Origin of the sequence: Sodalis sp. RH16 (genome assembly GCF_047324245.1) — a bacterium.
GTDB classification, from domain to species: Bacteria; Pseudomonadota; Gammaproteobacteria; order Enterobacterales; family Enterobacteriaceae; genus Acerihabitans; species Acerihabitans ligni.
The window spans coordinates 4,256,816-4,279,807 of record NZ_CP178737.1; the positions used below are offsets into that span (position 1 = coordinate 4,256,816).

At 56.6% G+C, this 22,992-nt stretch carries 22 protein-coding genes; 16 read left to right on the forward strand and 6 right to left on the reverse strand.

Annotated elements, in window-relative coordinates; genetic code table 11:
* Positions 1-63 precede the first annotated feature (63 nt).
* The 13 genes from ACL2XJ_RS19520 to ACL2XJ_RS19580 all read left to right on the forward strand — a co-directional run bounded on the left by ACL2XJ_RS19520 (position 64) and on the right by ACL2XJ_RS19580 (position 13,220).
* Positions 64-1,434, forward strand: coding sequence for a 2-hydroxycarboxylate transporter family protein (locus tag ACL2XJ_RS19520; RefSeq protein WP_413724198.1), 1,371 nt, complete (start codon positions 64-66; stop codon positions 1,432-1,434).
* Positions 1,435-1,540: 106 nt separating this feature from the next.
* Positions 1,541-2,416, forward strand: a complete 876-nt coding sequence (locus tag ACL2XJ_RS19525; protein ID WP_413724199.1) for a fumarylacetoacetate hydrolase family protein — start codon at positions 1,541-1,543, stop codon at positions 2,414-2,416.
* 58 nt (positions 2,417-2,474) lie between these two features.
* Positions 2,475-3,554, forward strand: a complete 1,080-nt coding sequence (citC, locus tag ACL2XJ_RS19530) for a [citrate (pro-3S)-lyase] ligase (RefSeq protein WP_413724200.1) — start codon at positions 2,475-2,477, stop codon at positions 3,552-3,554.
* Between the two features lie 28 nt (positions 3,555-3,582).
* Entirely contained in the window at positions 3,583-3,876 is a 294-nt protein-coding gene (gene citD, locus ACL2XJ_RS19535; RefSeq protein ID WP_132921971.1) for a citrate lyase acyl carrier protein, read from the forward strand.
* Positions 3,873-4,748, forward strand: a complete 876-nt coding sequence (citE, locus tag ACL2XJ_RS19540) for a citrate (pro-3S)-lyase subunit beta (RefSeq protein ID WP_132927770.1) — start codon at positions 3,873-3,875, stop codon at positions 4,746-4,748. Before citD ends, citE begins: the two co-directional genes overlap by 4 nt.
* Positions 4,749-4,779: 31 nt before the next feature.
* Positions 4,780-6,306, forward strand: a complete 1,527-nt coding sequence (gene citF, locus ACL2XJ_RS19545; protein WP_203521763.1) for a citrate lyase subunit alpha — start codon at positions 4,780-4,782, stop codon at positions 6,304-6,306.
* The gene (citX, locus tag ACL2XJ_RS19550) at positions 6,307-6,852 is read left to right on the forward strand and encodes a citrate lyase holo-[acyl-carrier protein] synthase (protein ID WP_132921969.1); all 546 of its coding nucleotides are present in this window, start codon (positions 6,307-6,309) and stop codon (positions 6,850-6,852) included.
* 79 nt (positions 6,853-6,931) lie between these two features.
* Complete coding sequence (gene citG / locus ACL2XJ_RS19555) at positions 6,932-7,747, forward strand: triphosphoribosyl-dephospho-CoA synthase CitG (protein WP_132927769.1); 816 nt, start codon at positions 6,932-6,934, stop codon at positions 7,745-7,747.
* Positions 7,744-8,367, forward strand: coding sequence for an RBBP9/YdeN family alpha/beta hydrolase (locus ACL2XJ_RS19560; protein WP_413724201.1), 624 nt, complete (start codon positions 7,744-7,746; stop codon positions 8,365-8,367). Before citG ends, ACL2XJ_RS19560 begins: the two co-directional genes overlap by 4 nt.
* A gap of 126 nt (positions 8,368-8,493) precedes the next feature.
* Positions 8,494-9,300, forward strand: coding sequence for a polyphosphate kinase 2 (ppk2, locus tag ACL2XJ_RS19565; protein ID WP_132921967.1), 807 nt, complete (start codon positions 8,494-8,496; stop codon positions 9,298-9,300).
* A 128-nt stretch (positions 9,301-9,428) separates the two neighbouring features.
* Positions 9,429-11,297 (forward strand): low affinity potassium transporter Kup, encoded by a 1,869-nt coding sequence (gene kup / locus ACL2XJ_RS19570; RefSeq protein WP_413724202.1) that lies wholly within the window; start codon positions 9,429-9,431, stop codon positions 11,295-11,297.
* A gap of 123 nt (positions 11,298-11,420) precedes the next feature.
* Complete coding sequence (locus ACL2XJ_RS19575; RefSeq protein WP_132921965.1) at positions 11,421-11,963, forward strand: glutathione peroxidase; 543 nt, start codon at positions 11,421-11,423, stop codon at positions 11,961-11,963.
* Positions 11,964-12,167: 204 nt separating this feature from the next.
* A complete protein-coding gene (locus tag ACL2XJ_RS19580; protein WP_132921964.1) occupies positions 12,168-13,220 on the forward strand; it encodes a LacI family DNA-binding transcriptional regulator in 1,053 nt (350 codons plus the stop codon).
* A gap of 20 nt (positions 13,221-13,240) precedes the next feature.
* Here ACL2XJ_RS19580 and ACL2XJ_RS19585 read toward each other — a convergent pair whose 3' ends face one another.
* The 4 genes from ACL2XJ_RS19585 to ACL2XJ_RS19600 all read right to left on the reverse strand — a co-directional run bounded on the left by ACL2XJ_RS19585 (position 13,241) and on the right by ACL2XJ_RS19600 (position 16,774).
* Positions 13,241-14,677: a glycoside hydrolase family 1 protein gene (locus ACL2XJ_RS19585; protein WP_132921963.1), complete on the reverse strand. Its 1,437-nt coding sequence runs from the start codon at positions 14,675-14,677 to the stop codon at positions 13,241-13,243.
* A 100-nt stretch (positions 14,678-14,777) separates the two neighbouring features.
* Positions 14,778-15,122, reverse strand: a complete 345-nt coding sequence (locus tag ACL2XJ_RS19590; RefSeq protein ID WP_132927768.1) for a PTS lactose/cellobiose transporter subunit IIA — start codon at positions 15,120-15,122, stop codon at positions 14,778-14,780.
* A gap of 20 nt (positions 15,123-15,142) precedes the next feature.
* On the reverse strand, positions 15,143-16,456 hold the full coding sequence (locus ACL2XJ_RS19595; RefSeq protein WP_132921962.1) for a PTS sugar transporter subunit IIC: 1,314 nt from the start codon (positions 16,454-16,456) through the stop codon (positions 15,143-15,145).
* A 9-nt stretch (positions 16,457-16,465) separates the two neighbouring features.
* Positions 16,466-16,774 carry a PTS sugar transporter subunit IIB gene (locus ACL2XJ_RS19600; protein WP_132921961.1) on the reverse strand — a complete coding sequence of 103 codons (309 nt, stop codon included), beginning with the start codon at positions 16,772-16,774 and terminating at the stop codon, positions 16,466-16,468.
* Positions 16,775-17,030: 256 nt separating this feature from the next.
* Here ACL2XJ_RS19600 and pta point away from each other — a divergent pair, with 256 nt between their 5' ends.
* Entirely contained in the window at positions 17,031-19,166 is a 2,136-nt protein-coding gene (gene pta / locus ACL2XJ_RS19605; protein ID WP_413724203.1) for a phosphate acetyltransferase, read from the forward strand.
* A 274-nt stretch (positions 19,167-19,440) separates the two neighbouring features.
* On the forward strand, positions 19,441-19,593 hold the full coding sequence (locus ACL2XJ_RS19610) for a DUF3309 family protein (protein WP_203523086.1): 153 nt from the start codon (positions 19,441-19,443) through the stop codon (positions 19,591-19,593).
* Positions 19,594-19,605: 12 nt separating this feature from the next.
* Here ACL2XJ_RS19610 and ACL2XJ_RS19615 read toward each other — a convergent pair whose 3' ends face one another.
* Entirely contained in the window at positions 19,606-21,243 is a 1,638-nt protein-coding gene (locus tag ACL2XJ_RS19615; RefSeq protein ID WP_413724204.1) for an ABC transporter substrate-binding protein, read from the reverse strand.
* A gap of 172 nt (positions 21,244-21,415) precedes the next feature.
* On the opposite strand from ACL2XJ_RS19615, the gene sodC reads away from it, so the two are divergent.
* Positions 21,416-21,940, forward strand: coding sequence for a superoxide dismutase[Cu-Zn] (gene sodC / locus ACL2XJ_RS19620; RefSeq protein ID WP_413724205.1), 525 nt, complete (start codon positions 21,416-21,418; stop codon positions 21,938-21,940).
* Positions 21,941-21,971: 31 nt separating this feature from the next.
* Here sodC and ACL2XJ_RS19625 read toward each other — a convergent pair whose 3' ends face one another.
* On the reverse strand, positions 21,972-22,706 hold the full coding sequence (locus ACL2XJ_RS19625) for a helix-turn-helix transcriptional regulator (protein ID WP_413724206.1): 735 nt from the start codon (positions 22,704-22,706) through the stop codon (positions 21,972-21,974).
* Positions 22,707-22,992: the final 286 nt, after the last annotated feature.

Below are 22,992 nucleotides of genomic sequence, written 5' to 3' on the forward strand. Positions count from 1 at the left end.
TCGAGCTACAGGAAAACCAACGCATCTGCAGCTTGGCGTATGGCGGGTATAAGGGGGCTGATTATGAGCACGACAGAAGACAGTTATATTGCTACAGCTGAACCGGCAACGGTGAAAGAAATTTCTGTCAAGGAAAAATGGTGGCATATCCTTGATAGCTGGAAAATCGGTATTATTCCACTGCCGCTATTTTTATTGGCCGGCATACTCATCGGTATTGATTGCCTGAGCGGGAAATTACCCAACGATATCGTGGTGATGGTAGCGACCCTGGCGTTTTTTGGCTTCGCCTGTGGTGAAATCGGCAAGCGCCTGCCGGTGGTGGGTAAAATGGGCGCGGCGGCTATTTGCGCCACATTTATTCCTTCAGCAATGGTGCATTACGGTTTGTTACCCGAGGTGGTGGTGACGGCCACCACCAGTTTTTATAAATCGACGAACATTCTATATCTCTATATCTGCTGCATTATCGTCGGCAGCATCATGAGCATGGACCGGCGCACCCTGATTCAAGGTTTTTTGCGCATCTTTTTCCCGATGCTGTGCGGCGAGGCGGCCGGCATGCTGGTGGGTATGGCCGTTGGACTGGCCCTTGGCCTGCCGCCGTTTCAGATCTTCTTCTTTCTTATTTTGCCGATTATGGCCGGCGGCGTGGGTGAGGGCGCAATACCGCTCTCCATCGGTTACGCCGCATTGCTGCATATGGAACAGGGCGTGGTGCTGGGACGGATATTGCCGGTGGTGATGCTCGGCGGATTAACCGCCATTATCATTGCCGGCTGCCTGAACCGGCTGGGTAAACGCTATCCCCATTTGACCGGCGAAGGCAAGCTGATGCCGGCCAATCAGTCGGGCCAGGACCAGCCGGCCGCCGCCCTTACCGGCACGTTTAGCGGTAAAACCGATGTGACCGCGATTGCCGCCGGGGCGCTGCTGGCGGTGCTGCTCTATATGCTGGGCATGCTGGGGTATAAATTGATCGGCCTGCCGGCCCCGGTGGGCATGCTGTTTATCGCGGTATTGATCAAACTGGCCCACGGCGTTTCTCCCCGTATGCTGGAAGGCTCCCAGGTGGTGTATAAATTTTTCCAGACCTCGGTGACCTACCCGATTCTGTTTGCCGTCGGCGTCGCCATTACCCCCTGGCAGGAACTGGTGAATGCATTCACCCTCTCCAATTTGCTGGTGATCGTCAGCACCGTCTGCACCCTGGTGGGTACCGGCTATCTGGTGGGTAAAAAAATCGGTATGCATCCCATCGACGTGGCCATCGTGTCCTGTTGCCAAAGCGGCCAGGGCGGCACCGGCGACGTGGCTATCCTCACCGCCGGCAACCGGATGGAGCTTATGCCGTTTGCCCAAATCGCGACCCGCATCGGCGGGGCGATAAACGTCTCGGTCGCCTTGCTGGTCTTGGGCAACTTCTTACTTTGATATCCGGCCACGCTGCGACCCGGCTGCGCATGCCGGACGAGGGTGATTTACCGGCTAATACCGGCCGGGCCATCGGGTTGAGAAGAATGTTAATTCAGGAAAATGTATGAAACTCGCAAGTTATGTTTATCAGCGCGGCAAGAGCTACGGCATCGTGGCCGCAGACGGCCTGATTGACTTAGGCCGCCGTCTTGGCCCGCGCTATCCGGATCTTAAAACCCTGCTGGCCGGCAATGCCTTATCCGAGGCGCAGGATCTGTGCCATCAGCCGCCGGATATAGCGGTTGACCAGGTAACATTCCTGCCGGTAATTGAAAATCCGGGCAAAATCTTATGCGTCGGCATGAACTATGCCGAAAAGCGTAAAGAGTTCAATGAGGTGAACCCGGCGCCGACGCTTTTTATTCGCTTCGCCGATTCCCAAACCGGTCACGGTATGCCGATTGTCAAACCTGGTCTTTCGGCGGAATTTGATTACGAAGGCGAACTGGCGGTGATTATCGGCCGGGAGGGGGAGGGTATTCCCGCTTCGCAGGCGTTGTCACATGTCGCCGGGTATAGCTGCTATATGGATGGTTCGGCGCGGGACTGGCAACATAATTGGTTCACGGCGGGCAAGAATTGGCGGCAAACCGGCGCGTTCGGCCCTTATCTCACCACTGCCGATGAAGTCCCCAATCCCCATGACCTGAACATCCGTACCTGGTTAAACGGCCGTCTGGTACAAAACGACAATACCGGCAGCATGATTCACGGTATTGCCGCGCTGATTGAATACATCAGTACCTTCACCCGGCTGCACGCCGGCGACGTGATTATCACCGGTTCGCCGGGGGGCGTCGGCAAGAAGCGTACCCCGCCGCTGTTCATGAAAAGCGGCGATTGCATCGAAGTGGAAATCGAAAAAATCGGCCATTTGAGAAATCTGATTGTGGATGCGGTTGATTATTCCATGCCCGGGTCGTCTCATGCCGCCGCGTAGTTTAAAAACCGCCGGGCTCATCGCCGAGGCCCGGGATTCGAGCCATAGGGTAAGCGCTATGTATGATTTGGACGCGTTGGAATTTGCCGTGCTGCCGGTCCGATGCACCGCTAACGGCCTGAACGAAGGGCGCGCCCTGCCGGAACGCGGCGGGTTGGACGAGGTGCGCGCCCTGCTGGACACCAGCGGTCTGGGCATGGATGAGGATATCGATTGTTTCGTGGTGGCCCATGATGGCCGGCAGTTGGCGGGGTGCGCCGGCATTGCCGGCAATACCATCAAATGCGTCGCGGTGGCGGCGGATTACCGCGGGGATAACTTGAGCGCCCGTCTGGTGGGAGAGGTGGAAAATCTGGCGATACGGCAAGGGCATTTTCACCTGTTTCTTTATACCCGTCCGTCCAATATCGCCCTGTTCAAGGGCTGCGGCTTTTATCCCCTGGCGCAATGGGACCAGGTGGCGGTTCTGATGGAAAACACGCCGGTGGGCATTACGCGCTATAGCCGCGCGCTGGCCCTGCAGCGCCATCCCGGCGCCCGAATCGGCGGGATCGTCATGAACGCCAATCCCTTCACCCTGGGGCACGCCTACCTGGCGGAGCAGGCCGCCGCTGTTTGCGACTGGGTGCATATCTTCGTGGTGCGGGAAGATGTGTCGCTCTTTTCCTATGCCGAGCGTCTTGAAATGGTGCGTCAAGGCGTGGCGCATCTCAGCCATGTCACGGTGCATCCCGGCTCGGATTATCTCATTTCGCGGGCGACGTTCCCCGGCTATTTTTTACGGGATACGCAGCTTATAGGCCAGACCTACAGCGCCATCGATCTGCTGATTTTTCGCCGTTATATCGCGCCGGCCCTCGGTATTACCCATCGTTTTGTCGGCACCGAGCCCTATTGCCCGGTGACTGAACAATACAATCGCGATATGCGGGTGTGGTTGGAAGAGCCCGGGCGTTCAGTTTCACCGCCGGTGTCGGTGGTGGAGATTCCCCGCAAATGCCAATCCTCCGGCTGGGCGATTTCAGCCTCGGAAGTGCGGGCCTTGCTAAAGGATCGGCAGATGTCGCACATCCGGGAAATCGTGCCGCCCTGTACGTTTGCCTTTTTAACGTCACATCACCGGTCGGAATGTGCGTAACCGAATTTTTTTTGTCAGGACAGTCATTATGAAGATAGTTAAAGAATCCTTGGCCGGTACGTTTGAATCCAGCGATCTGCTGGTGAAAATCGCCCCGGCCGACGGCGAGTTGAACATTGTCGTGAACAGCGAGGTGATAAAACAGTTCGGCATACAAATCCGCCAGGTCATTGATCAAACGCTGGCTGCCATGGGCGTTACGGAAGGGTTGATCATTATCGACGATAAAGGGGCGCTGGATTGCGTAATCCGCGCCCGCATTCAGACCGCGGTATTACGGGCCGCCGGCGCGGAAGATATTGTATGGGACAGCATGTCATGAAAAAGCTTCGCCGCAGTATGTTGTTTATTCCCGGCGCCAATGCCGCCATGTTGTCCACCGCGTTTATCTACCGTCCCGATTCGATCATGTTCGATTTGGAAGATGCCGTTTCGCTGCGGGAAAAAGACAGCGCCCGGATCTTGGTGTTCCATGCGCTGCAGCACCCCATGTACCGGGACATTGAAACCGTGGTGCGCATCAACCCGCTCAATACGCCGTTCGGCCTGAAGGATCTGGAGGCGGTGGTGCGGGCCGGGGCGGATGTGGTGCGGTTGCCGAAAACCGACAGCCCGGAGGATATACATGAGCTGGAAACCCATATTGAACGCATCGAGCGGGCCTGCGGCCGGGAAGTGGGTTCCACCCGAACCATGGCGGCCATTGAATCGGCCATCGGCGTGATTAACGCGGTGGCCATAGCCCGCTGTTCTCCACGGCTTATCGGCATTGCCCTGGCGGCCTTTGATTATGTCATGGATATGCAAACCGAACGGGGCGACGGCACCGAACTTTTCTACGCCCGCTGCGCGGTGCTGCACGCGGCCCGCGCCGCCGGCATCGACGCTTTCGATGTGGTCTATGCCGATATCAACGACGAGGCCGGTTTCCTGCGGGAAGTGGAGCTGGTACGCAAAATGGGTTTCAACGGTAAATCATTGATTAACCCGCGCCAGATTGAACTGCTGCATAACGCCTATGCGCCGACCCAGGAAGCGGTGGACTACGCCCGGCGGGTGATTGCCGCCGCCGAGGACGGAGAGCGTAAAGGCCTGGGGGTTATATCGTTGAACGGGAAAATGATTGACGGCCCGATTATCAACCATGCCCAGGTGGTACTGGACCGTGCCAGGGCTTCCGGCGTGCGCCGGTAGCGGTTTAGGCGAATAAATACAGGAATACCTAATGAGTGATTTTTTAGACAATCTACAGACGCAATATCGGCATCTCGGGCAACTGGCGCAGTTCAGCCATGCGTGCAGTACCACGCCCTGGCTGGCGGATAATCTGGCCAAACACCAGCGCAAGCTTTGCGACAGCCTGGAACAGGCCATTGAACGCAGCGGACTGCGTGACGGTATGACCATCTCGTTCCATCATGCCTTTCGGGAAGGGGATATGGTCATTAATCGGGTGGTGGAAACCCTTGCCCGCTTAGGGTTTAAAAACCTGACGCTGGCGTCCAGTTCGCTGATGACCTGCAATGATGCCTTGATAGAACCCATCCGGGCGGGCGTGATTAGCCGCATCTATACGTCGGGCATGCGCGGCAAGCTGGCGGACGCTATTTCCCATGGCCTGATGGAAGAACCGGTACAAATCCATTCCCATGGCGGAAGGGTAAAACTGCTGCAGGATGGCGAGCTCAAGATCGACGTGGCGTTTCTCGGCGTGCCGTGCAGCGATGAGTTCGGTAATGCCAACGGCAGCCACGGTCAATCCTGCTGCGGTTCCCTGGGCTATGCCATGGTGGATGCGCGTTTTGCCCGCAAGGTAGTATTGCTCACCGAAGCCTTGCTGCCTTTTCCCAATCTGCCCGCCAGTCTGGTTCAGGATCAGGTTGACTATATCGTCAAGGTGGATCAGGTGGGGGACCCGGCTAAAATCAGCGTGGGCGCGGCGCGGGTCACCAGTAATCCACGGGAGCTGATGATCGCCCGCAGCGCCGCCGAGGTCATTGAGCATTCCGGCTATTTTGTCGACGGGTTCTCCCTGCAAACCGGCTCGGGGGCGTCAAGCACCGCCTGTACCCGTTTTATGGCGGAAAAGATGGAGCGGCGCCATATCAAGGCCCGCTTTGCGCTGGGGGGTATCACCGGCAGCATTGTCGATCTGCATGAGAAAGGCCTGATCGATATCCTGCTCGATACCCAGTCCTTTGACAGTCAGTCGGCGGAGTCGCTGCAACATAACCCGCGCCATATCGAAATTTCCACCAATGTCTATGCCAACCCCGCCGCCAAGGCGGCCTGCTGCGATCAATTGGATATCGTCATTCTCAGCGCGCTGGAAATCGACGTGAATTTCAACGTTAACGTTATTACCGGTTCCGACGGCGTGATGCGCGGCGCTTCGGGTGGTCATTGCGATGTGGCTGCCGCGGCCAATCTGACCATTGTGGTGGCGCCCCTGACGCGCAGCCGTATCCCTACCGTGGTCCGCCAGGTGACGACGCGGGTAACGCCTGGTGAAAGCGTCGACGTTCTGGTGACCGATCAAGGCATCGCCGTCAATCCGGCGCGGCCGGAGGTGCGCCGGCGGCTGGAAGAAGCCGGTCTCGAAGTGCTGGATATCGAACAGCTCTATCAGCGGGCGGTGGCGCTGACCGGTGAACCCAGGCCCATCGAGTTTACTTCGCGGATTGTCGGTGTGGTGCGCTACCGCGATGGCAGCGTGATTGATGTGGTACGCCAGGTAAAAGAGGATGACTAGGTGACTCTGACCGGAGATATCGCCGCGGACGTTACGCTGGATCAACTGCTGGCGGCGAAGGAGCGCCGCGCGGCGCGGCAACGGGAGTGGATCGGCCGTTATGGCCGGCCGCTGATTTCGCTGACGCTGGTAACGCCGGGGCCGGTGAAGGATTCGGCCCCTTATCGGCAATTGATGGCGGAAGCCATCAACGTTTGCGAGGGGATGTTGACCGGCCGCGGCTGGCCGGTGGCGGCGCGACAGGCCTTTTGGCTGCCCACCGGACCGGAGGCGTTTTGGGCGGTGGGGCATGGGGCCGGGGAAATAAAAGCCGCCACGGTGGCGCTGGAGCAGGAGCATCCCCTCGGCCGTCTCTGGGATATGGATGTTATTTCGGTCCACGACGGTATTATCGGCCGCAATTTTCTTAGTCAGGCCGGACGCCGCTGTCTTGTCTGCGACCAACCCGCCCATGCCTGCGGGCGGTCCCGCCGGCATCCGTTGCCTCAGTTGACGGCGAGAATAAAGGATCTGCTGGAGGCGTATTTTGTCCGCGATGAAAGCTGAAGCGCTGCGAAGCGACGCCGGCCCGATAAGCGGTAATCCGCCCATTCCGCTCCATTATCCCGTTGCCGATGCCGAACTTATGGCGGTGGCGCGGTTGGCCGCCGCCGCGCTGCGGGAGGAGGTGTATTTGACGCCCAAACCGGGACTGGTGGATAACTGCAATAACGGTGCGCACCGGGATATGGATTTACCGCTGTTCCTGCGCAGCATCGCGGCCATAGTCCCCTGGTTCAGCCGCTTTACCGCCCTTGGCTATCGTTATGCCGCGCTTCCGGCCGGGGAGGTGCTGGCCCGCATACGTCCGCTGGGGCTGGCCTGCGAGCAGGGGATGTTTGCCGCTACCGGCGGCGTCAATACCCACAAAGGCGGGGTTTTCTCCCTCGGGTTATTATGCACCGCCGCCGGACGGCTGAAAGGGCGCTTACAGCCGTTAACCCGCGGGGGATTGTGTGACGAAGTGGCGGCAATATGCGCCCGTATGGTGATGACAGAGCTGGCGGATCGCCGGCGGGCGGCTACGGCGGGGGAGCAGCTGTTTCAGCGCTACGGCATGACCGGTGCGCGCGGGGAAGCGGCGAGCGGATTCGCCACCGTGCGCCGGTATGTTTTACCCGACTGGGATCGCCTCAAGGCCGACGGCGCCGGCGAGCCCATGATTATGCTGCACTGTCTGCTACTGCTCATGGCTTATAATCCCGATACCAACCTGGTCTCGCGCGGCGGCCTGCCGGGCCTGCATTTTGTGCAGCGCTACGCCCGGCGCTTATTGCTTTGCGGCTGGGATATCGCCGAGCTACGGCAAATGGATGCCGCGCTGACAGCGCTTTATCTCAGCCCCGGCGGCAGCGCTGATTTGCTGGCGGTGGCTTATGTCCTGGCGCACCTGCCCCTATGAACGGACATGGATCGGCGCGCCTCGGTGGAATTTCCCTCGACGGGGTCTCGTCGCCATGTTCCGACGACCCCTTCGGCGCGCTGACCGTTCTGCTGGTGCCGGGCATTCAGGATAGCGGGCCGGAACATTGGCAAAGCTGCTGGCGGCAACGGCATCCGCACTGGCTGCGCATCACGCAGCGCAACTGGCAGGATCCGGATCTGGACGGCTGGGTGGCGGCGATCCGGCGCGAGCTGGGGGAGCAGCGCTCGCACTTACTGTTGATAGGCCATAGCTTTGGCGCGCTGTCATCATGGTATTTCGCCAGCCAATTCCCCAGCGTGGTGGCCGGCGTAGTGCTGGTGGCGCCTGCCGAACCGGTGCGTTTCGAGCTTGAAGAGCGTATCCTTGCCACCCCGTTACCGGTGCCAAGCCTGCTATTCGCCAGCCATAACGACCCGCTGCTGGCGTTCAGCCGCGCCCGCTACTGGGCACAGGCCTGGGGCAGTGAGCTGGTGGATGTCGGCGAGGGGGGGCATATCAACGCACAATCGGGTTTCGGCGCCTGGCCCCACGGTTTGCAGCGCATCGGCCAGTTCGCCCGCGAACTGAATCCCGGCCCTGCCCGCGGGCTGTTTTAAAATCTGCTTACAATCCGCCTTGCGCAAATCGGCCATACCGGTATCAATTAATCTTAGGGTTCGCCGCGGGTATGCCATAATCAATGCAGTTTGGGTTATGCGCAGCGCAAGTAACGGAGAAAAATAATGAGTAAAAGCAACGATCATCAGCCGGATCATGATTCGGAACATCCCTACTCGGGCAAAGAGTACGATCAGACCCTGCATTTACTGCAAATCGAGCTGGTCAAGCTGCAGCGGGAAATTATTGCCTCCAACGATCAGATCCTGGTGATTTTTGAAGGGCGCGACGCGGCGGGCAAGGATGGTATCATCAAGACCATTTCCCAGCATCTGAGCCCGCGGGAATTTCGCATTGTCGCCCTGGGCAAGCCGTCAGAGCGGGATCGCGCCGAATGGTACTTTCAGCGTTACGTGGCGGAATTGCCGGCGGCGCAGGAGATGGTGCTGTTTAACCGCAGCTGGTACAACCGCGCCGGCGTTGAGAGGGTGATGGGTTTTTGCAGCGATAAAGAGTACGAACTGTTCATGAATACGGTGACGGATTTTGAACAGCTGCTGGTGGATTCAGGCATTAAAATCATTAAATATTACCTTGATATCAGCAAGCACGAGCAAAAAGAGCGTTTGGAAGCCCGGCTGACCGATCCTCTTAAGCAATGGAAAATCAGCCCCATCGACGAGCAGGCCACCAAACAGTGGAAGCAGTACAGCAATGCACGCAATGAAATGCTGATTCGCTCCCACACCCCCAATACGCCGTGGGTCATCGTGCATACCGACGACAAGCACGAAGCAAGGATCAACATTCTGCGCGACCTGCTGGGACGGCTGAATTATAAGGGAAAGGACAAAAAACTGGCCCTGCCGGATCCCGAAGTGGTCTTCGCCTTTGATACCGTCTGCATTGAAAACGGCCGCCTGGCGCCGTAGATCTCTTCATGAATCACCAAGATTTTCTTAGGAAATCTGACGCTCAGGTGCATACTGAGCGCTTTTGCGCGAGGCGTCACGGGTAACGGACGCTTACCGCCTTCCATTCGGATCCTGCAGTTGAATCTATGAGCACAGAACATAAACAGCCGTTGTCTGTGGCAACACTGGCGGCTATCGGCGTGGTGTACGGCGATATCGGCACCAGTCCCCTCTATACCCTGCGAGAATGCTTTTCCGGCAACTATGGTTTCGATGTTCGTCCGGACCAGGTATTCGGCTTCCTTTCCCTGATTTTCTGGCTGCTGATCCTGATTGTTTCGCTGAAATACCTGATTTATGTCATGCGGGCCGATCATGCCGGCGAGGGCGGCATCATGACGCTGATGTCCCTGGCCGGCCGCAATACCCCGGCGCGCACGGCGACGCTGATTATGGTGCTGGGGCTGATAGGCAGCGGCTTTTTTTATGGCGATGTGGTAATTACTCCGGCCATTTCGGTAATCTCCGCCATTGAGGGGCTGGTGATTGTCGCACCGTCCTATTCCGGCTATATCGTCCCGGCCTCCATTGCCGTCATTACCCTGCTGTTCATGATCCAAAAGCACGGCACCAGCCGCGTCGGCAAGTTTTTCGCGCCGGTGATGCTGGCATGGTTCCTGACCCTGGCGCTGCTGGGCGTACGCAGTATTATGGTGTACCCGGCGGTCCTGCAAGCGATAAACCCGGCATGGGCGCTGCATTTTTTCGTTGAATACAAAAAATTGTCCTTCTTTGCCCTCGGAGCGGTGGTGCTGGCCATTACCGGCGTGGAAGCGCTGTATGCCGATATGGGGCATTTCGGCAAACGCCCCATCCAGCTGGCCTGGTTCGTGGTGGTGCTGCCGTCGCTGGTGCTTAACTATTTCGGCCAGGGCGCGTTGCTGTTGCAAGACCCGTCGTCCATCATCAATCCCTTCTTTTTATTGGCCCCCGGCTGGGCGTTGATCCCATTGCTGATCCTGTCGGCCCTGGCGACGATTATCGCTTCCCAGGCGGTTATTTCCGGCGTCTTTTCCCTGACCCGCCAGGCGGTGCGCCTGGGATATCTGCCGCCGATGCGCATAATCCATACCTCGGCTGAGGAATCCGGGCAAATTTACGTCCCCACCATCAACTGGATGTTGTATGTGGCCGTGGTGCTGGTCATTGCCTTTGCCAAACACTCCAGCAACCTGGCGGCGGCTTACGGTATCGCCGTCACCGGCACCATGCTGTTAACCAGCCTGCTGGTGACCTGGGTGGCGGTAAATACCTGGCGCTGGAACCGGGTCCTGGTAGGGCTGATATTGGCGGCGCTGCTGGTCATAGACGTGCCGATGTTCGCCTCCAATGCCCTTAAACTGTTCTCCGGCGGCTGGTTGCCGCTGCTGCTGGGGCTGGTGATGTTTATCGTCATGACCACCTGGAATACCGAACGTTTCAGTCTGGCGCGCAAGCTGCACTCCCACGGCAACTCCCTGGAGGCGATGATAGCCTCCCTGGAGAAAAATCCGCCGGTGCGCGTCCAGGGTACGGCGGTATTTATGTCCCATATCACCAATGTCATCCCCATTGCCCTGCTGCATAACCTCAAACATAACAAGATGCTGCATGAGCGGGTGATCCTGCTGACGGTGCGCACGGAGCATGCTCCCTACGTCCATAACGTCCGCCGCGTGGTCATTGAGCAGCTATCCCCCACGTTCTGGCGGGTAGTAGCCCGCTACGGCTGGCTTGAAGCGCCGAATATGCTGGAAATATTCCACCGCTGCGGCCTGGAAGGCTTACCCTGCCAGATCATGGAAACCTCGTTTTTCATGTCGCACGAAGCGTTGATCCTGACCAAGCGGTCCTGGCTCCGGTTCCTGCGGGGCAAGCTGTTTATCACGTTGAGCCGCAATGCCCTGCGGGTGGCGGATGAATATGAAATTCCTCCCAACCGGGTTATCGAACTGGGCACGCAGGTGGAAATCTAGCGGCTGACTTTCTCCACGGGCGGCATGCAAGGCGCCGTCCGGCGTGTTATTGTCATCAAGTATCCGTTGCCCCGGCCGCGTCTGGCGGAGCGTGATTCATCAGCGTATTCAAGAGGATAATTCATGACAGATTCCGTTTACGACATTCCCGTTAAAAAAATCGACGGCACCGCCGCCAGCCTGGCGGACTATCGCGGCAAAGCGCTGCTGGTGGTTAACGTCGCCTCCAAATGCGGCCTGACCCCGCAATACGAAGCATTGGAAAAGCTTTATCAGGACCGGCATTCCCAGGGGCTGGAAGTGCTGGGTTTTCCCGCCAATAACTTCAAGGGCCAGGAACCCGGCAGCGATGCGGAGATCAAGGATTTTTGCACGCTGACCTACGATGTGCATTTCCCGCTGTTTTCGAAAATTTCGGTGCTAGGGGAGGACCGGCATCCGCTGTACGGGAAATTAACGGCGGCGCAGCCGGACGCCATAGGGGAGGGGCCGTTCCGCGAACGGCTGAAAGGCTACGGCGTCGATCCGGTCAATCGCCAGGATGTATTATGGAATTTTGAAAAATTCCTGATTAACCGGCAGGGCGAGGTGGTGGCGCGTTTTGCGCCGGATGTGACCGCCGACGATCCACGGTTGCTGTCGGCCATTGATAAAGCTCTGGCGTAACGCCTGCAGCCCGCCGGCGTCCGGCGGATCTATTCAGCTGCCGGGCGTCCGGCGCAGCTTGTTTGGCGGCAGTGGAAATAGCCGGCTGACGGGCGCTTGGTTCAAAGGCATTCGCCGGCCGCGGAAAGCTTTATAGCGCGAAGTCCGGTATGCTAAAATCAGCAGGATGTTTCCCCCGTGCGTCCGTTGAACAAGGCTTCATAGATGATTACCATGCAGGATGTTGCAAGAAAAGCGGGCGTTTCCAAGTCCACGGTATCCCGTGTCCTGGCGGGTAATAACTATGTCAAGGAGAGCACCCGCCAGCGGGTGTTCAATGCCATCGAAGAGTCCGGCTACCGTCCCAATCTGGTGGCGCGCAGCCTGGCCACGCAAAATTCCCAAAGCATCGGCCTGATTGTCACCAACTCCATATTCAACGGCCCCTATTTTAGCGAGCTGTTATATCAAACCGCCAAGATGACCGAAAACTATGGCCGGCAGCTGATCCTGGTGGACGGTAAATACAGCGCGGAAAGCGAGCTGGAATCCATACAGTTTTTGCTGGATCGCCGCTGCGATGCGGTGATTATCTACCCGCGTTTTCTGGGGGAGAAAGAGCTGATGGCGATTATTCGCCAGCACGAGATTCCTTTTATCGTCATCAACCGCAACCTGCCGCTGGCGCGGCAGCACTGCGTGTTCGCCACCCATCAGGCCGATGCCCGCCAGGCGGTGGGCTATCTCATAGAGCAGGGGCATCGTGACATTGCCTTTATCAGCGGCGCGCAGGGATCTCCCACCGCCGGCGCCCGTGAACAGGGGTATCGGCAGGCGCTGAGGGAAAAGGGCATTTCATTGAATGAGGCGCTGATGGCGCCGGGACACTGGTCCCTCGGCAGCGGTTATGAAGCCTGCGCCGAACTCCTGCGGCGCCCGGCGGGTTTCAGCGCGCTGGTGTGCTCTAACGACGATATGGCCATCGGCGCCGCCAAGGCGCTGCGGGAACATGGCAAAACCATTCCCGGCGACATCTCCCTGGTGAGTTTCGATGACATTCCCGTGGCATCCTATTTCAATCCTCCCCTGACCACCGTCCATGTGCCGGTGGCGGAGATGATCAAAAGCGCGCTCGATCAGGTGGTTCACGTGCTGGACGGCAAGCCGGTGTCGCCGCTAAAACCCTTCAGCGGCGAGCTGGTGATTCGCGATTCGGTGGTGCCCGGCCCCTTCGCCGCCACCTCGCGCCCGAAAAAAACGCCGGTGGGACACCTTTAGCTCCGGCGCATTGCTAATAGCTAATATTCAATATCGGTATCCAGACGCTCCCCGTTGGTATTAATGACGCGCTGATACCAGTAAAAACTCTTTTTCGGATAGCGGGCCAAATCCTTCAGGTCGTGCTCATCCCGATTGACATAAATAAATCCGTAGCGTTTGCTGATGCCTTGATGGGTACTGACCAGGTCAATGGCTGACCAGGGGCAGTAGCCAAACAGCTCGACGCCGTCGGTAATCGCCAGCTGCAGCTGCCGGATATGGGCGCTGAGGTAGCGAATACGGTAATCGTCATGAATTTTATTATCCTGCGCCAGCCGGTCAAACGCGCCCAGGCCGTTTTCGGTAATGATTAACGGCAGCCGGTAGCGCTCGTATATTTCCCGGCAGGTCACCCGGAAACCCACCGGGTCGATATACCAGCCGAATTCATTGTGTTCCAGGTTGGGATTATCGGCGCCTATATACACCGATTTATCGATGCCGGGCAGTTGCTGATCCTCCACTTCACGGCGCTCCTGCCCGACGGCGCCGCGGTCTTGTCCGTCGGCAACCGTGGTGGAGGCATAATAATTAAACGCGATAAAGTCGGGACGGCCCCGCTGCAATAGCGCCATTTCCTCTTCGGTTATCTGCGGCAGGTAGCCCTTTTCCCGCATAAAACTCCAGGCCACCGCGTTATACCGCCCGAAACAGGCCAAATCCAGATAGAGCCAGTTGCGAATAGACGAGAAATTATTGGCGGCAATCACATCTTCCGGCCGGGAACTGGCGGGGTAGACGCAGGAAATGTTCGGCGCCGGGCCGATTTTGGCCTCGGGCAGCATCTCATGGCAGGCAATCATTGCCCTGGCCTGCGCCAGCATCATATGGTGGTTTTGCTGATAGAGGGTTTTTTGCGGATTGGCGGTGCCCGGCGGCAGCGTGCCGATGACATCGCCTTTTAGGATCATCATATTCTGTTCATTGATGGTCAGCCAATACTTGACCTGGCCGCCGTAGAGTTCAAAGGCGGTACGGGCGAACCGCTCAAAGGCGTCGACGGTGCGTGGGTTCGACCAGCCGCCTTGCTGTTGCAACGCCCAGGGTAAATCGAAATGGTACAGCGTCACCAGCGGTTCAATGCCGTGGCGGCGGATCTCATCAATCAGGCGGCGGTAGAATGCCACGCCCTGGAAATTCAATTCGCCTTCGCCGGTGGGAAACAGGCGGCTCCAGGCGATGGAAAACCGGTAGGTTTTGAGACCCATCTCAGCAAACAGGGCGATATCGCCGGCAAAATGATGATAGTGATCGCTGGTGACGGTGAAGTCGCTAAGTTCCGGTGGAAACGAGGCCCGGTCGATGACCGACGGGCCTTTGCCTTCTTCGTTCCAGCCGCCTTCCACCTGATAGGCAGACGTGGAGGCGCCCCAAAGAAATCCCTGTGGAAACGGCGCCGGTGTTTGGTAATGCATAATAATTCCCTCTGATTTTCGATACAGTGAGCCCCGGGCTGATTAAACCCGTTTATTTAAAACCGCTTACTCAATTCCGCTTAAACGGAGCGCCCCGAGATCATGGCTTTTGCCCGCAGGCTTCGCCCGGATGCTTTAGGGTGTCGATTTCGCGATACAGGACGATGATTTCTTCAACCAATTCCCGGCACAGCATGGCGTTCATCAGATGATCCTGGGCATGTACCATGATAAGGTTCACCGGAATTTTACCCACGCCCTCGTCGGCGCCTATTAATTGCGTCTGGATACGGTGCGCCTGGCGGGCGGCATCGGAGGCGGCGGCCAATAGGGCATCGGCCTTCAGCCACTCCCGGTTGCGGGCGGCGCGCAGCGCCTCCATCGATTCGGAACGCGCCTCGCCGGCAAAGATAATCAAAGCCATGACCGTACTTTCCATATCCATCGCCACTGTCTCGCTCATGGTTATGCCTCCTGGGCCTGGGTCTGCGGCAACGGATCTTCCTGCGCCAGCAGTTGCCGTTCGTAGATTTTGAAGAAGGGGTAATAAATCAGCGTGGATACGGCCACCAGGACAACCACCAGGAACGCGGCGCGGATATCCCAGCCGGTGGACCAGGCGGCGCCGATGGGGGCAGGCGTGGTCCAGGGCACCACGGAAATCACCCGGCCCACCATATCGGTACGGGTGGCGATATAGGCCAGAGTACCGTTAACCAGCGGCGCGGTAATAAATGGAATGAAGAGGGTGGGATTCATCACCACCGGAGAGCCGAAAATCACCGGTTCGTTAATGTTGAAAATACAGGGCACCATGCTGAGCTTGCCGATGGAGCGCAAATGGGCGGATCGGCTGCGTAAATACAGCCCCACCAGCCCCATGGTGGAACCGGATCCGCCAATCACGATGAAAAACAGCCAGAACGGTTCGATAAAAATATGGGTTAAGGGTTGTCCGGCGGTGAGTTCCTGCTGGTTGATGCCCAGATTGGTCAGCCAGAAAGCCTGCAACACGCCGCCGACGATGACCGCGCCGTGAATGCCGGCGAACCACAGCAGATGGCAGATCAATACGGAGAGCAAAATGGCCGGCAGGGTATCGGCAGCGGAAACAATCGGCTGGAACAGCGCCATAATGGCCTGGGGCAGCAGCATGCCGAATTGCCATTGGATCAGCAGGCTTAACGGGTAAAGGGTAAAGAATATCGCCAGTACCGGAATCAACAAATCAAAGGACTGTTTTATTTTCGGCGGTACCTGTTCCGGCAGATGGATACCGATATGCCGTACTTCCAGAAAATGTATCAGCTCGGTGGTATAGATTCCCACCAATATCGCGGTGAAAATCCCCGTCCCCCCAAGCGATGATACCGGCAGCATTTTATCCGCGGTTTGCGGAGCCGCCACTACCAGGAATGACATTAATGACAGCAGGGCGGCCATAAAACCGTTCATTTTATAGCTGGTGGCCAGATTATAAGATATCGCCGCGGCGATAAACACCGACATAATACCCATGGTCATGTTATAGGGCATCAGAATAACGTTTTCATACTGCTGCGCCATCCGCAGCCACCATTGGGCGAAGGACCAAGTGCTGGTGGGGGAGAAGGGCGGATGGGCAAATACCAGCATAAAGGAACCGACAATCAGAAACGGCATTGCGGAAATAAATCCGTCCCGGATGGCCATGACATGCCGTTGACTGGATAATCTCCCTGCTATCGGACTAATGGTATTTTCAATGACGCCGAATACCGATTCGCTAATTCCGGACATATTCATCTCCTAGGCATTAAGCAGCGCCAGAGTATCGTTTAATATTTTTTCGCCGTTCATCATGCCGTAATCCATGCTGTTAATGACGGCTATGGGTTTATGCTGCTCATCGGCGATTATTTTAAAATCTTTCAATTTATATTTGATTTGCGGTCCCAGCAGGCAACAATCGTAATGGGGGAACTCCGCGGCGAACTCTTCCAGACCCACCGCATTGATTTCCACCTCTATTCCTTTTATTTCGGCGGCTTTTTGCATTTTCCTCACCACCATGCTGGTGGACATCCCGGCGGCACAGCATAAGAGTATTTTTTTCATAAGACGAGCCTTGTGATTATTGGTCTGGCAGCAGTATGACGCGAGAAAAAGAATCTCTGCAACCGGTTTCAGAAACCGGTTGCAGTTTTGTGATGGAGGTCAATTCTTGTTTCAGGATAACTTTTTAGCGGATTTCTGATTAATGGAAATCAAGTCTGTAAGCTGGGTTAAAGAATTCAGGATGAAAGGTGTTCATGATACGGCCAAGCCAATTCATCATCCAACATAGATCTGACTATTTGCCGAGAGGTCAACCGTGTCTCGAACCATTATGCTAATTCCAACCGGTACCCATGTGGGGCTGACCAGCGTCAGTCTCGGCGTGATCCGGGCCATCGAGCGCAAGGGCGTGCGCCTGAGCGTATATAAGCCCATCGCCCAGCAGCGCGACGGCGCGAGTTTGCCTGACCAGACCACCGCCATCATTCGGGCCAATTCAGGGATCCCCGCCGCGCAGCCGCTGGCGATGGACTATGTGGAAACCCTGTTAAGCACCAATCGCCGCGATGTGCTGATGGAGGAGATTGTCGCCCGCTATCATGAAACCCGGCAGGACGCCGAAGTGGTCCTGATTGAGGGGCTGATGCTGACCCGTCGCCATCAGTTCGCCAATGGTCTGAACTACGACATCGCCCGGGCGTTGAACGCTGACATGGTTTTTGTCACCACCCTGGGGGCCGATTCACCGGCGCAGCTGAAGGCGCGGCTGGAGTTGGCCTGCGCCGGGTTCGGCGGCTGCCAAAACAAGAATATCGCCGGGGTTATCATCAATAAATGGCACGCCCCGGTGGATGAACAGGGCCGTACGCGCCCAGACCTGTCCGAACTGTTCGACGCCGCCAATCAGCATGACGCCGCCGCCGCGGATACCCGCCCCCTGTTTGCCGACAGCCCGCTAAAGGTCTTGGCCTGTATCCCCTGGAACTATGATCTGATAGCCACCCGCGCCGTGGATATGGCCGGGCATCTTCATGCCCACATCGTGAATGCCGGCGATCTAGAGACGCGCCGGGTGCAGTCCGTGACTTTCTGCGCCCGCGGTTTGGCCAATATGGCGCAGCACTTTCGCGCCGGCGCGCTGCTGGTCACCTGCGCGGACCGCCCCGAGGTGCTGGTGGCGGCCTGCCTGGCCGCCATGAACGGGGTGGCCATCGGCGCGGTCCTGCTTACCGGCGGCTATCCCATTCCCCCGGCCATTGCCACGCTGTGCGAGCGGGCGTTCCAGACCGGTTTGCCGGTGATGATGGTCAATACCAATACCTGGCAGACGTCCCTGAGTTTGCAAAGCTTTAATCTGGAAGTGCCGGCGGACGATCGTTTACGGGTGGAGAAAGTGCAGGATTACATGGCCGGCTACATCGATAGCGGGTGGATTGATTCACTGAGCGCTGCCTCGGAGCATTCCCGCCGCCTCTCGCCGCCGGCATTCCGTTATGCCCTGACCGAACGGGCGCGGCGGGCCGGCAAGCGCATCGTGTTGCCGGAGGGGGATGAACCGCGCACCATCCGGGCCGCCGCCCTCTGTGCCGACCGGGGCATTGCTCATTGTGTCCTGCTGGGCAATCCCGACGACATTCGCCGGGTGGCCGCGGCCCAGGGCGTGGTTTTGGGTGACAATGTGGCGCTACAGGATCCGGCGCCGCTGCGCGAGCGCTACCTGGCGCGGCTGGTGGAGCTGCGTAAAAGCAAAGGCATGACCGAAGTGGTGGCGCGGGAGCAATTGGAAGACAACGTGATGCTCGGTACCCTGATGCTGGAGGCAGGGGATGTGGACGGATTGGTTTCCGGCGCGGTGCATACCACCGCCAATACCCTTCGTCCGGCGTTGCAGCTGATTAAACCGGCCCCGGGCAGCTCGCTGGTTTCATCGGTATTTTTCATGCTGTTGCCGGAGCAGGTGCTGGTATACGGCGACTGCGCCATCAATCCCGATCCGGATGCCGAACAGCTTTCGGAAATCGCCATTCAGTCCGCCGACTCGGCCGCCGCCTTCGGCATCGAGCCGCGGGTAGCGATGATGTCCTACTCCACCGGCACCTCGGGCACCGGCAGCGATGTGGATAAAGTGCGGGAAGCCACCGCGCTGGCGCGGCGCAAACGCCCGGATCTGGTGATTGACGGCCCGCTGCAATACGATGCCGCCATTATGGCCGACGTGGCGCGCACCAAGGCGCCGGACTCGCCGGTGGCCGGCCGGGCCACGGTCTTTATTTTTCCGGATCTGAATACCGGCAATACCACCTACAAGGCGGTACAGCGTTCCGCCGACCTGGTTTCCATCGGTCCGATGCTGCAAGGCCTGCGCAAACCGGTCAATGACCTGTCCCGCGGCGCCCTGGTGGACGATATTGTTTATACCATAGCCCTTACCGCCATCCAGGCCACGCAATAATCGCCGCCAAAAGAGGCGGCGTTTCATCCCGATGCCGGGCAACAACCCCCGGCATCGGGACGCAAATTAATGGCAATAATGATCATTGCATTGATATGCCTTCACCTCCTTTAGTAAACAAATCCCGCATATGAAAATATTCTGTGAAATATTATTTCCTGGCTATACTTTTAGGGTCAGACTGAATATGTGCTCATCCGGTTATATCGTGAACATTATTTAGTACGATATCACGGGAACAGTTCAAAAATTTACAGGAGCTACACACATGGGCATCGGAACAATTGTACTTATCGTATTAATTTTACTCCTCATCGGCGCGCTGCCCAGCTGGCCGCATAGCCGTAGTTGGGGTTATTTTCCCAGCGGTATTCTTGGCGTTGTTGTGGTTATTCTGATTGTTTTGGTTCTGATGGGAAGGATCTGACCCGAAACAAGCTTAATGATGTAATACATAGAGATCTTTAGTGGAAATATACCCCAATCGGGTTTCATAATATCCACCGATATAGGGTTTCACCAGCCTGGCAGCCACATGGTAAAAAATGGGGATGCCGGGTGCGTCTTTTGCTAAAATATCTTCAGCTTCCTGATAATACTCCATTGCTTTTGAAACAGAGCTTGCGTCGGCCGCCTTTGTCAAGGCGCGATCGAAATCCGCGTTGCTGTATTTGGCATAATTGCCGCTATCCTGAGATCGGAAATTATTCAGAAACGTCGCAGGATTGCTGTAGTCGGCGTACCAACCTGTCCTCGACACTTCAAAATTACCGCTGCGCACGCTGCTGAACAGGGTTTTCCACTCCTGATTGCTTAACGTCGCCTCGACGCCAAGATTTTTCTTCCACATGGAGCTTGCCGCGATGGCGAGCCGCCGGTGGGTCTCGGAGGTATTATACAGTAGAGTGAATTTAAGCGGCCGCGTCTCGCCGAAGCCGGCCTGCGCCAAGAGTTTCTTTCCTTCGGCGATGCGCCGCTCCCGGGGCCAATGGGCATAGGCCGGCGGCGCCGGTTTAAAACCGCCGATGTCGGGCGCGCTGAACATATAGGCCGGCGTTTGCCCTTGCCCCATGATGTCAGCGGCGATAATCTCCCTGTCGAGTCCGAGATTCAGGGCCAGACGAACCCGTACGTCGTCAAAGGGCGGTTTGCCGGTGTTGATATCATAAAAATAGGTGCCGAATTGCGGCGAAATGCGCACCTCATCGCCCAATTTTTTTTTCAGCGCGGCAAACTGGATTTCCGGTACGGTTTTAACAATATCGATTTCATCGCTTCTATAGCGGTTCAGCGCGGAATTTTCCGACACGAGGGACAAGAAGGTCACCTTGTCGATTATCGTATGTTCGTTATCCCAATAGCGGCCGTTGCGAACGCCCACGACCTTTTCATTCACCACCCATTCCTGCAGGGTAAAAGGTCCGCTGCCGGCAAATTTCCCCGGCTGGGTCCAGGTATCGCCCCACCGGCGAATAAGTTCGCTGTTCACCGGCGCCAATGCCTGATGGGCCAGCATGTCCATAAAATAAGACAGCGGCTGGTCCAGCCGGATCTCAAGCGTAAGGTCGTCCAATGCCTTGATGCCCAGGGCTTCAGGCGGTTTTTTGCCCGCGACGATATCCGCCGCATTCGCTACCTGCATATTGGCGAGATAGCTGGCATAGGGGGAGGCGGTATCAGGTGAGACCAGGCGCCGCCAGCTCGATACCACATCACGGGCGGTGAGGGCGTCGCCGTTGGACCAGGTGAGATGGGGCCGCAAATGGAATATCCACAGGGTAGGCTGTTTTTGCTCCCAGCTCGCCGCCAGCCGGGGCTCGACGGTGCCGTCATCGTTAACCGCCACCAGCCGTTCGAAAAAATCGTTGATAATGGCGAATTCGTTGTCGCTTTCCGCCTTGTGCGGGTCCAGTGACGCCGGTTCGGCGATATTTTGCCGCACGATTTCCTGGCGGGCGGCCAATTCGGCCCCAGGCGGCACAGCGGCGGCGAAGGCGGGGGCTGCGGGCAGCAGCGCCAGGCCGATGCAAAGGGACAAGACATATTGCCCGCCGGAAAACAAAGAACACGCAGTCATAAGAAGCTCTCCTCGATGAAGGTAGAATAGACGTTTTTGATGTTGTTACCCAGTCTACCCACCTGCTTGTCAACCGGGTGTAAATCCCCTGTGTCGGCTATGATTGACTCATGCGCCGCCGGCGCTTTTGTAAAAAACCATCTGCCGTTTTCGACGCTATAGGAGGAAATCTATGGGGCGTATTATCATATTTATGCTATCGGTGTTGTTTGCCGGACCGTTATGGGCCCAGCCCAACCCGGTGGTGCATACCGGTAGCCTGATGGGAAGGGACGGGAAAAGTCTGGGTAAGATAACCGTTACCGAGGCGCCAAAAGGGGTGATCTTGCGTATCGAGGCGACGGGCATATCTCCCGGCTGGCACGGCGTGCATTTCCATGAAAAGGGATCGTGCAGCGCCAAGGATAAATTCAACGACGCCGGTTCCCATGTGCACAGCGAGATGCCCGTGGTGCACGGCATCCTGAACGGCAACGCCAACGACGCGGGGGATTTGCCCAATGTGTTTGTCGGCGCCGACGGCAAGCTGACCGTGGAACTCTATTCCACTCTGGTGGCGGTGAGTCCCGGCAACGGACGTCCCGCCTTGCTGGATCAGGACGGTTCTTCCTTGATTATCCACGGCAAACCCGATGATTACGAAAGCCAGCCCATCGGCGGCGCAGGCGAACGTATCGCCTGCGCGGTGATCCGGTAAATCAATCCGCCGCCGGTTGTTACCGGCGGCGTCACCCGTCATCGTCGGTAAGCATCCGGCTGCCGGGGCTGAAGAATTTCTGCGGGATAAAGCGGTCAAAACCTTTCTCTTTGCAAAATGCCTGGAATTGGCTGAGGTTATGCACATCGGCTTTTTGATAAATCTGTTGTAATTTATTCTCTATGGTCCGGTGCGAACGGTTGAGTCGTTTGGCGATATTTTTACTGGGCATGGATTGCAGGGCGAAAAAAATCACGTCCAGTTCTCTTTCAGTAAACAGATTTTCCGGCGGGTAGAAGCGAAAGAATCCCGGCTGCTCGCCGTTGAGATGCTTTAGCAGAGAGAAGTTTTCAAATTGCCGGGCATGAAATATTGTGCCGACACATTGAGCCGTGGAATTGTCAAACAAAGGAAATTTATCAAAATAATAAGGCTTTAATATTTGCTCAGGACCATAGCAATGAATTTCCAGCGAACACAGCCGGTCTTGTACCGCCAGGGTATTACGATCGTGCTCTTTGAAAAACCAGGCAAATTTCGCAATGGAGCACGGTAGTTCATCATCATAATATCCTTCAATACTCATTGATGCACGATTAATATTGAGCAGCTCATAATAAGCTTTATTTGCATAAACATACTGCGAATCGATATTTTTAACGCCCCAGGGTTCCCGCGATGTCTCCCATAAAAGAAGAAGCTGCTGCGATATATCGATGGAATACTTTTGAAAGGCTTCAAAGGCTTGACTGATATTGCGATCCATTTATCTATCATCCAATATATTATTATCTGAAATATCAATTGACCTTGCCAGCAGCCAATCGGTGAAAAAACAGACGTAAACGGTCAATAAAATATTTAAAAAATAATTAAATATCAAATGAATGATGTTTATTTTATTATAGTTGACGATAATGCCTTTTGCGTATTTCATCAGCGTGCGTTTCCTTTTTTTTAACAAAAAACTGGCGGTACCACAAATTTTTATGCTTTAATTTGTCTTCTTTTATCAGAATGTTATTTTAACGAAAGAATAATATCATTTTTTA

What these genes read in the sequence shown, in the direction of transcription:
- sodC (WP_413724205.1), top strand. Translation starts at nt 21,416, where the DNA reads ATGGGGCGTATTATCATATTTATGCTATCGGTGTTGTTTGCCGGACCG.
- citC (WP_413724200.1), top strand. Translation starts at nt 2,475, where the DNA reads ATGTATGATTTGGACGCGTTGGAATTTGCCGTGCTGCCGGTCCGATGC.
- citD (WP_132921971.1), top strand. Translation starts at nt 3,583, where the DNA reads ATGAAGATAGTTAAAGAATCCTTGGCCGGTACGTTTGAATCCAGCGAT.
- kup (WP_413724202.1), top strand. Translation starts at nt 9,429, where the DNA reads ATGAGCACAGAACATAAACAGCCGTTGTCTGTGGCAACACTGGCGGCT.
- ACL2XJ_RS19625 (WP_413724206.1), bottom strand. Translation starts at nt 22,706, where the DNA reads ATGGATCGCAATATCAGTCAAGCCTTTGAAGCCTTTCAAAAGTATTCC.
- ACL2XJ_RS19560 (WP_413724201.1), top strand. Translation starts at nt 7,744, where the DNA reads ATGAACGGACATGGATCGGCGCGCCTCGGTGGAATTTCCCTCGACGGG.
- ACL2XJ_RS19580 (WP_132921964.1), top strand. Translation starts at nt 12,168, where the DNA reads ATGATTACCATGCAGGATGTTGCAAGAAAAGCGGGCGTTTCCAAGTCC.
- citF (WP_203521763.1), top strand. Translation starts at nt 4,780, where the DNA reads ATGAGTGATTTTTTAGACAATCTACAGACGCAATATCGGCATCTCGGG.
- ACL2XJ_RS19520 (WP_413724198.1), top strand. Translation starts at nt 64, where the DNA reads ATGAGCACGACAGAAGACAGTTATATTGCTACAGCTGAACCGGCAACG.
- ACL2XJ_RS19595 (WP_132921962.1), bottom strand. Translation starts at nt 16,456, where the DNA reads ATGTCCGGAATTAGCGAATCGGTATTCGGCGTCATTGAAAATACCATT.
- ACL2XJ_RS19615 (WP_413724204.1), bottom strand. Translation starts at nt 21,243, where the DNA reads ATGACTGCGTGTTCTTTGTTTTCCGGCGGGCAATATGTCTTGTCCCTT.
- ACL2XJ_RS19585 (WP_132921963.1), bottom strand. Translation starts at nt 14,677, where the DNA reads ATGCATTACCAAACACCGGCGCCGTTTCCACAGGGATTTCTTTGGGGC.
- ACL2XJ_RS19600 (WP_132921961.1), bottom strand. Translation starts at nt 16,774, where the DNA reads ATGAAAAAAATACTCTTATGCTGTGCCGCCGGGATGTCCACCAGCATG.
- ACL2XJ_RS19590 (WP_132927768.1), bottom strand. Translation starts at nt 15,122, where the DNA reads ATGGATATGGAAAGTACGGTCATGGCTTTGATTATCTTTGCCGGCGAG.
- citG (WP_132927769.1), top strand. Translation starts at nt 6,932, where the DNA reads ATGGCGGTGGCGCGGTTGGCCGCCGCCGCGCTGCGGGAGGAGGTGTAT.
- citE (WP_132927770.1), top strand. Translation starts at nt 3,873, where the DNA reads ATGAAAAAGCTTCGCCGCAGTATGTTGTTTATTCCCGGCGCCAATGCC.
- ACL2XJ_RS19575 (WP_132921965.1), top strand. Translation starts at nt 11,421, where the DNA reads ATGACAGATTCCGTTTACGACATTCCCGTTAAAAAAATCGACGGCACC.
- ACL2XJ_RS19525 (WP_413724199.1), top strand. Translation starts at nt 1,541, where the DNA reads ATGAAACTCGCAAGTTATGTTTATCAGCGCGGCAAGAGCTACGGCATC.
- ppk2 (WP_132921967.1), top strand. Translation starts at nt 8,494, where the DNA reads ATGAGTAAAAGCAACGATCATCAGCCGGATCATGATTCGGAACATCCC.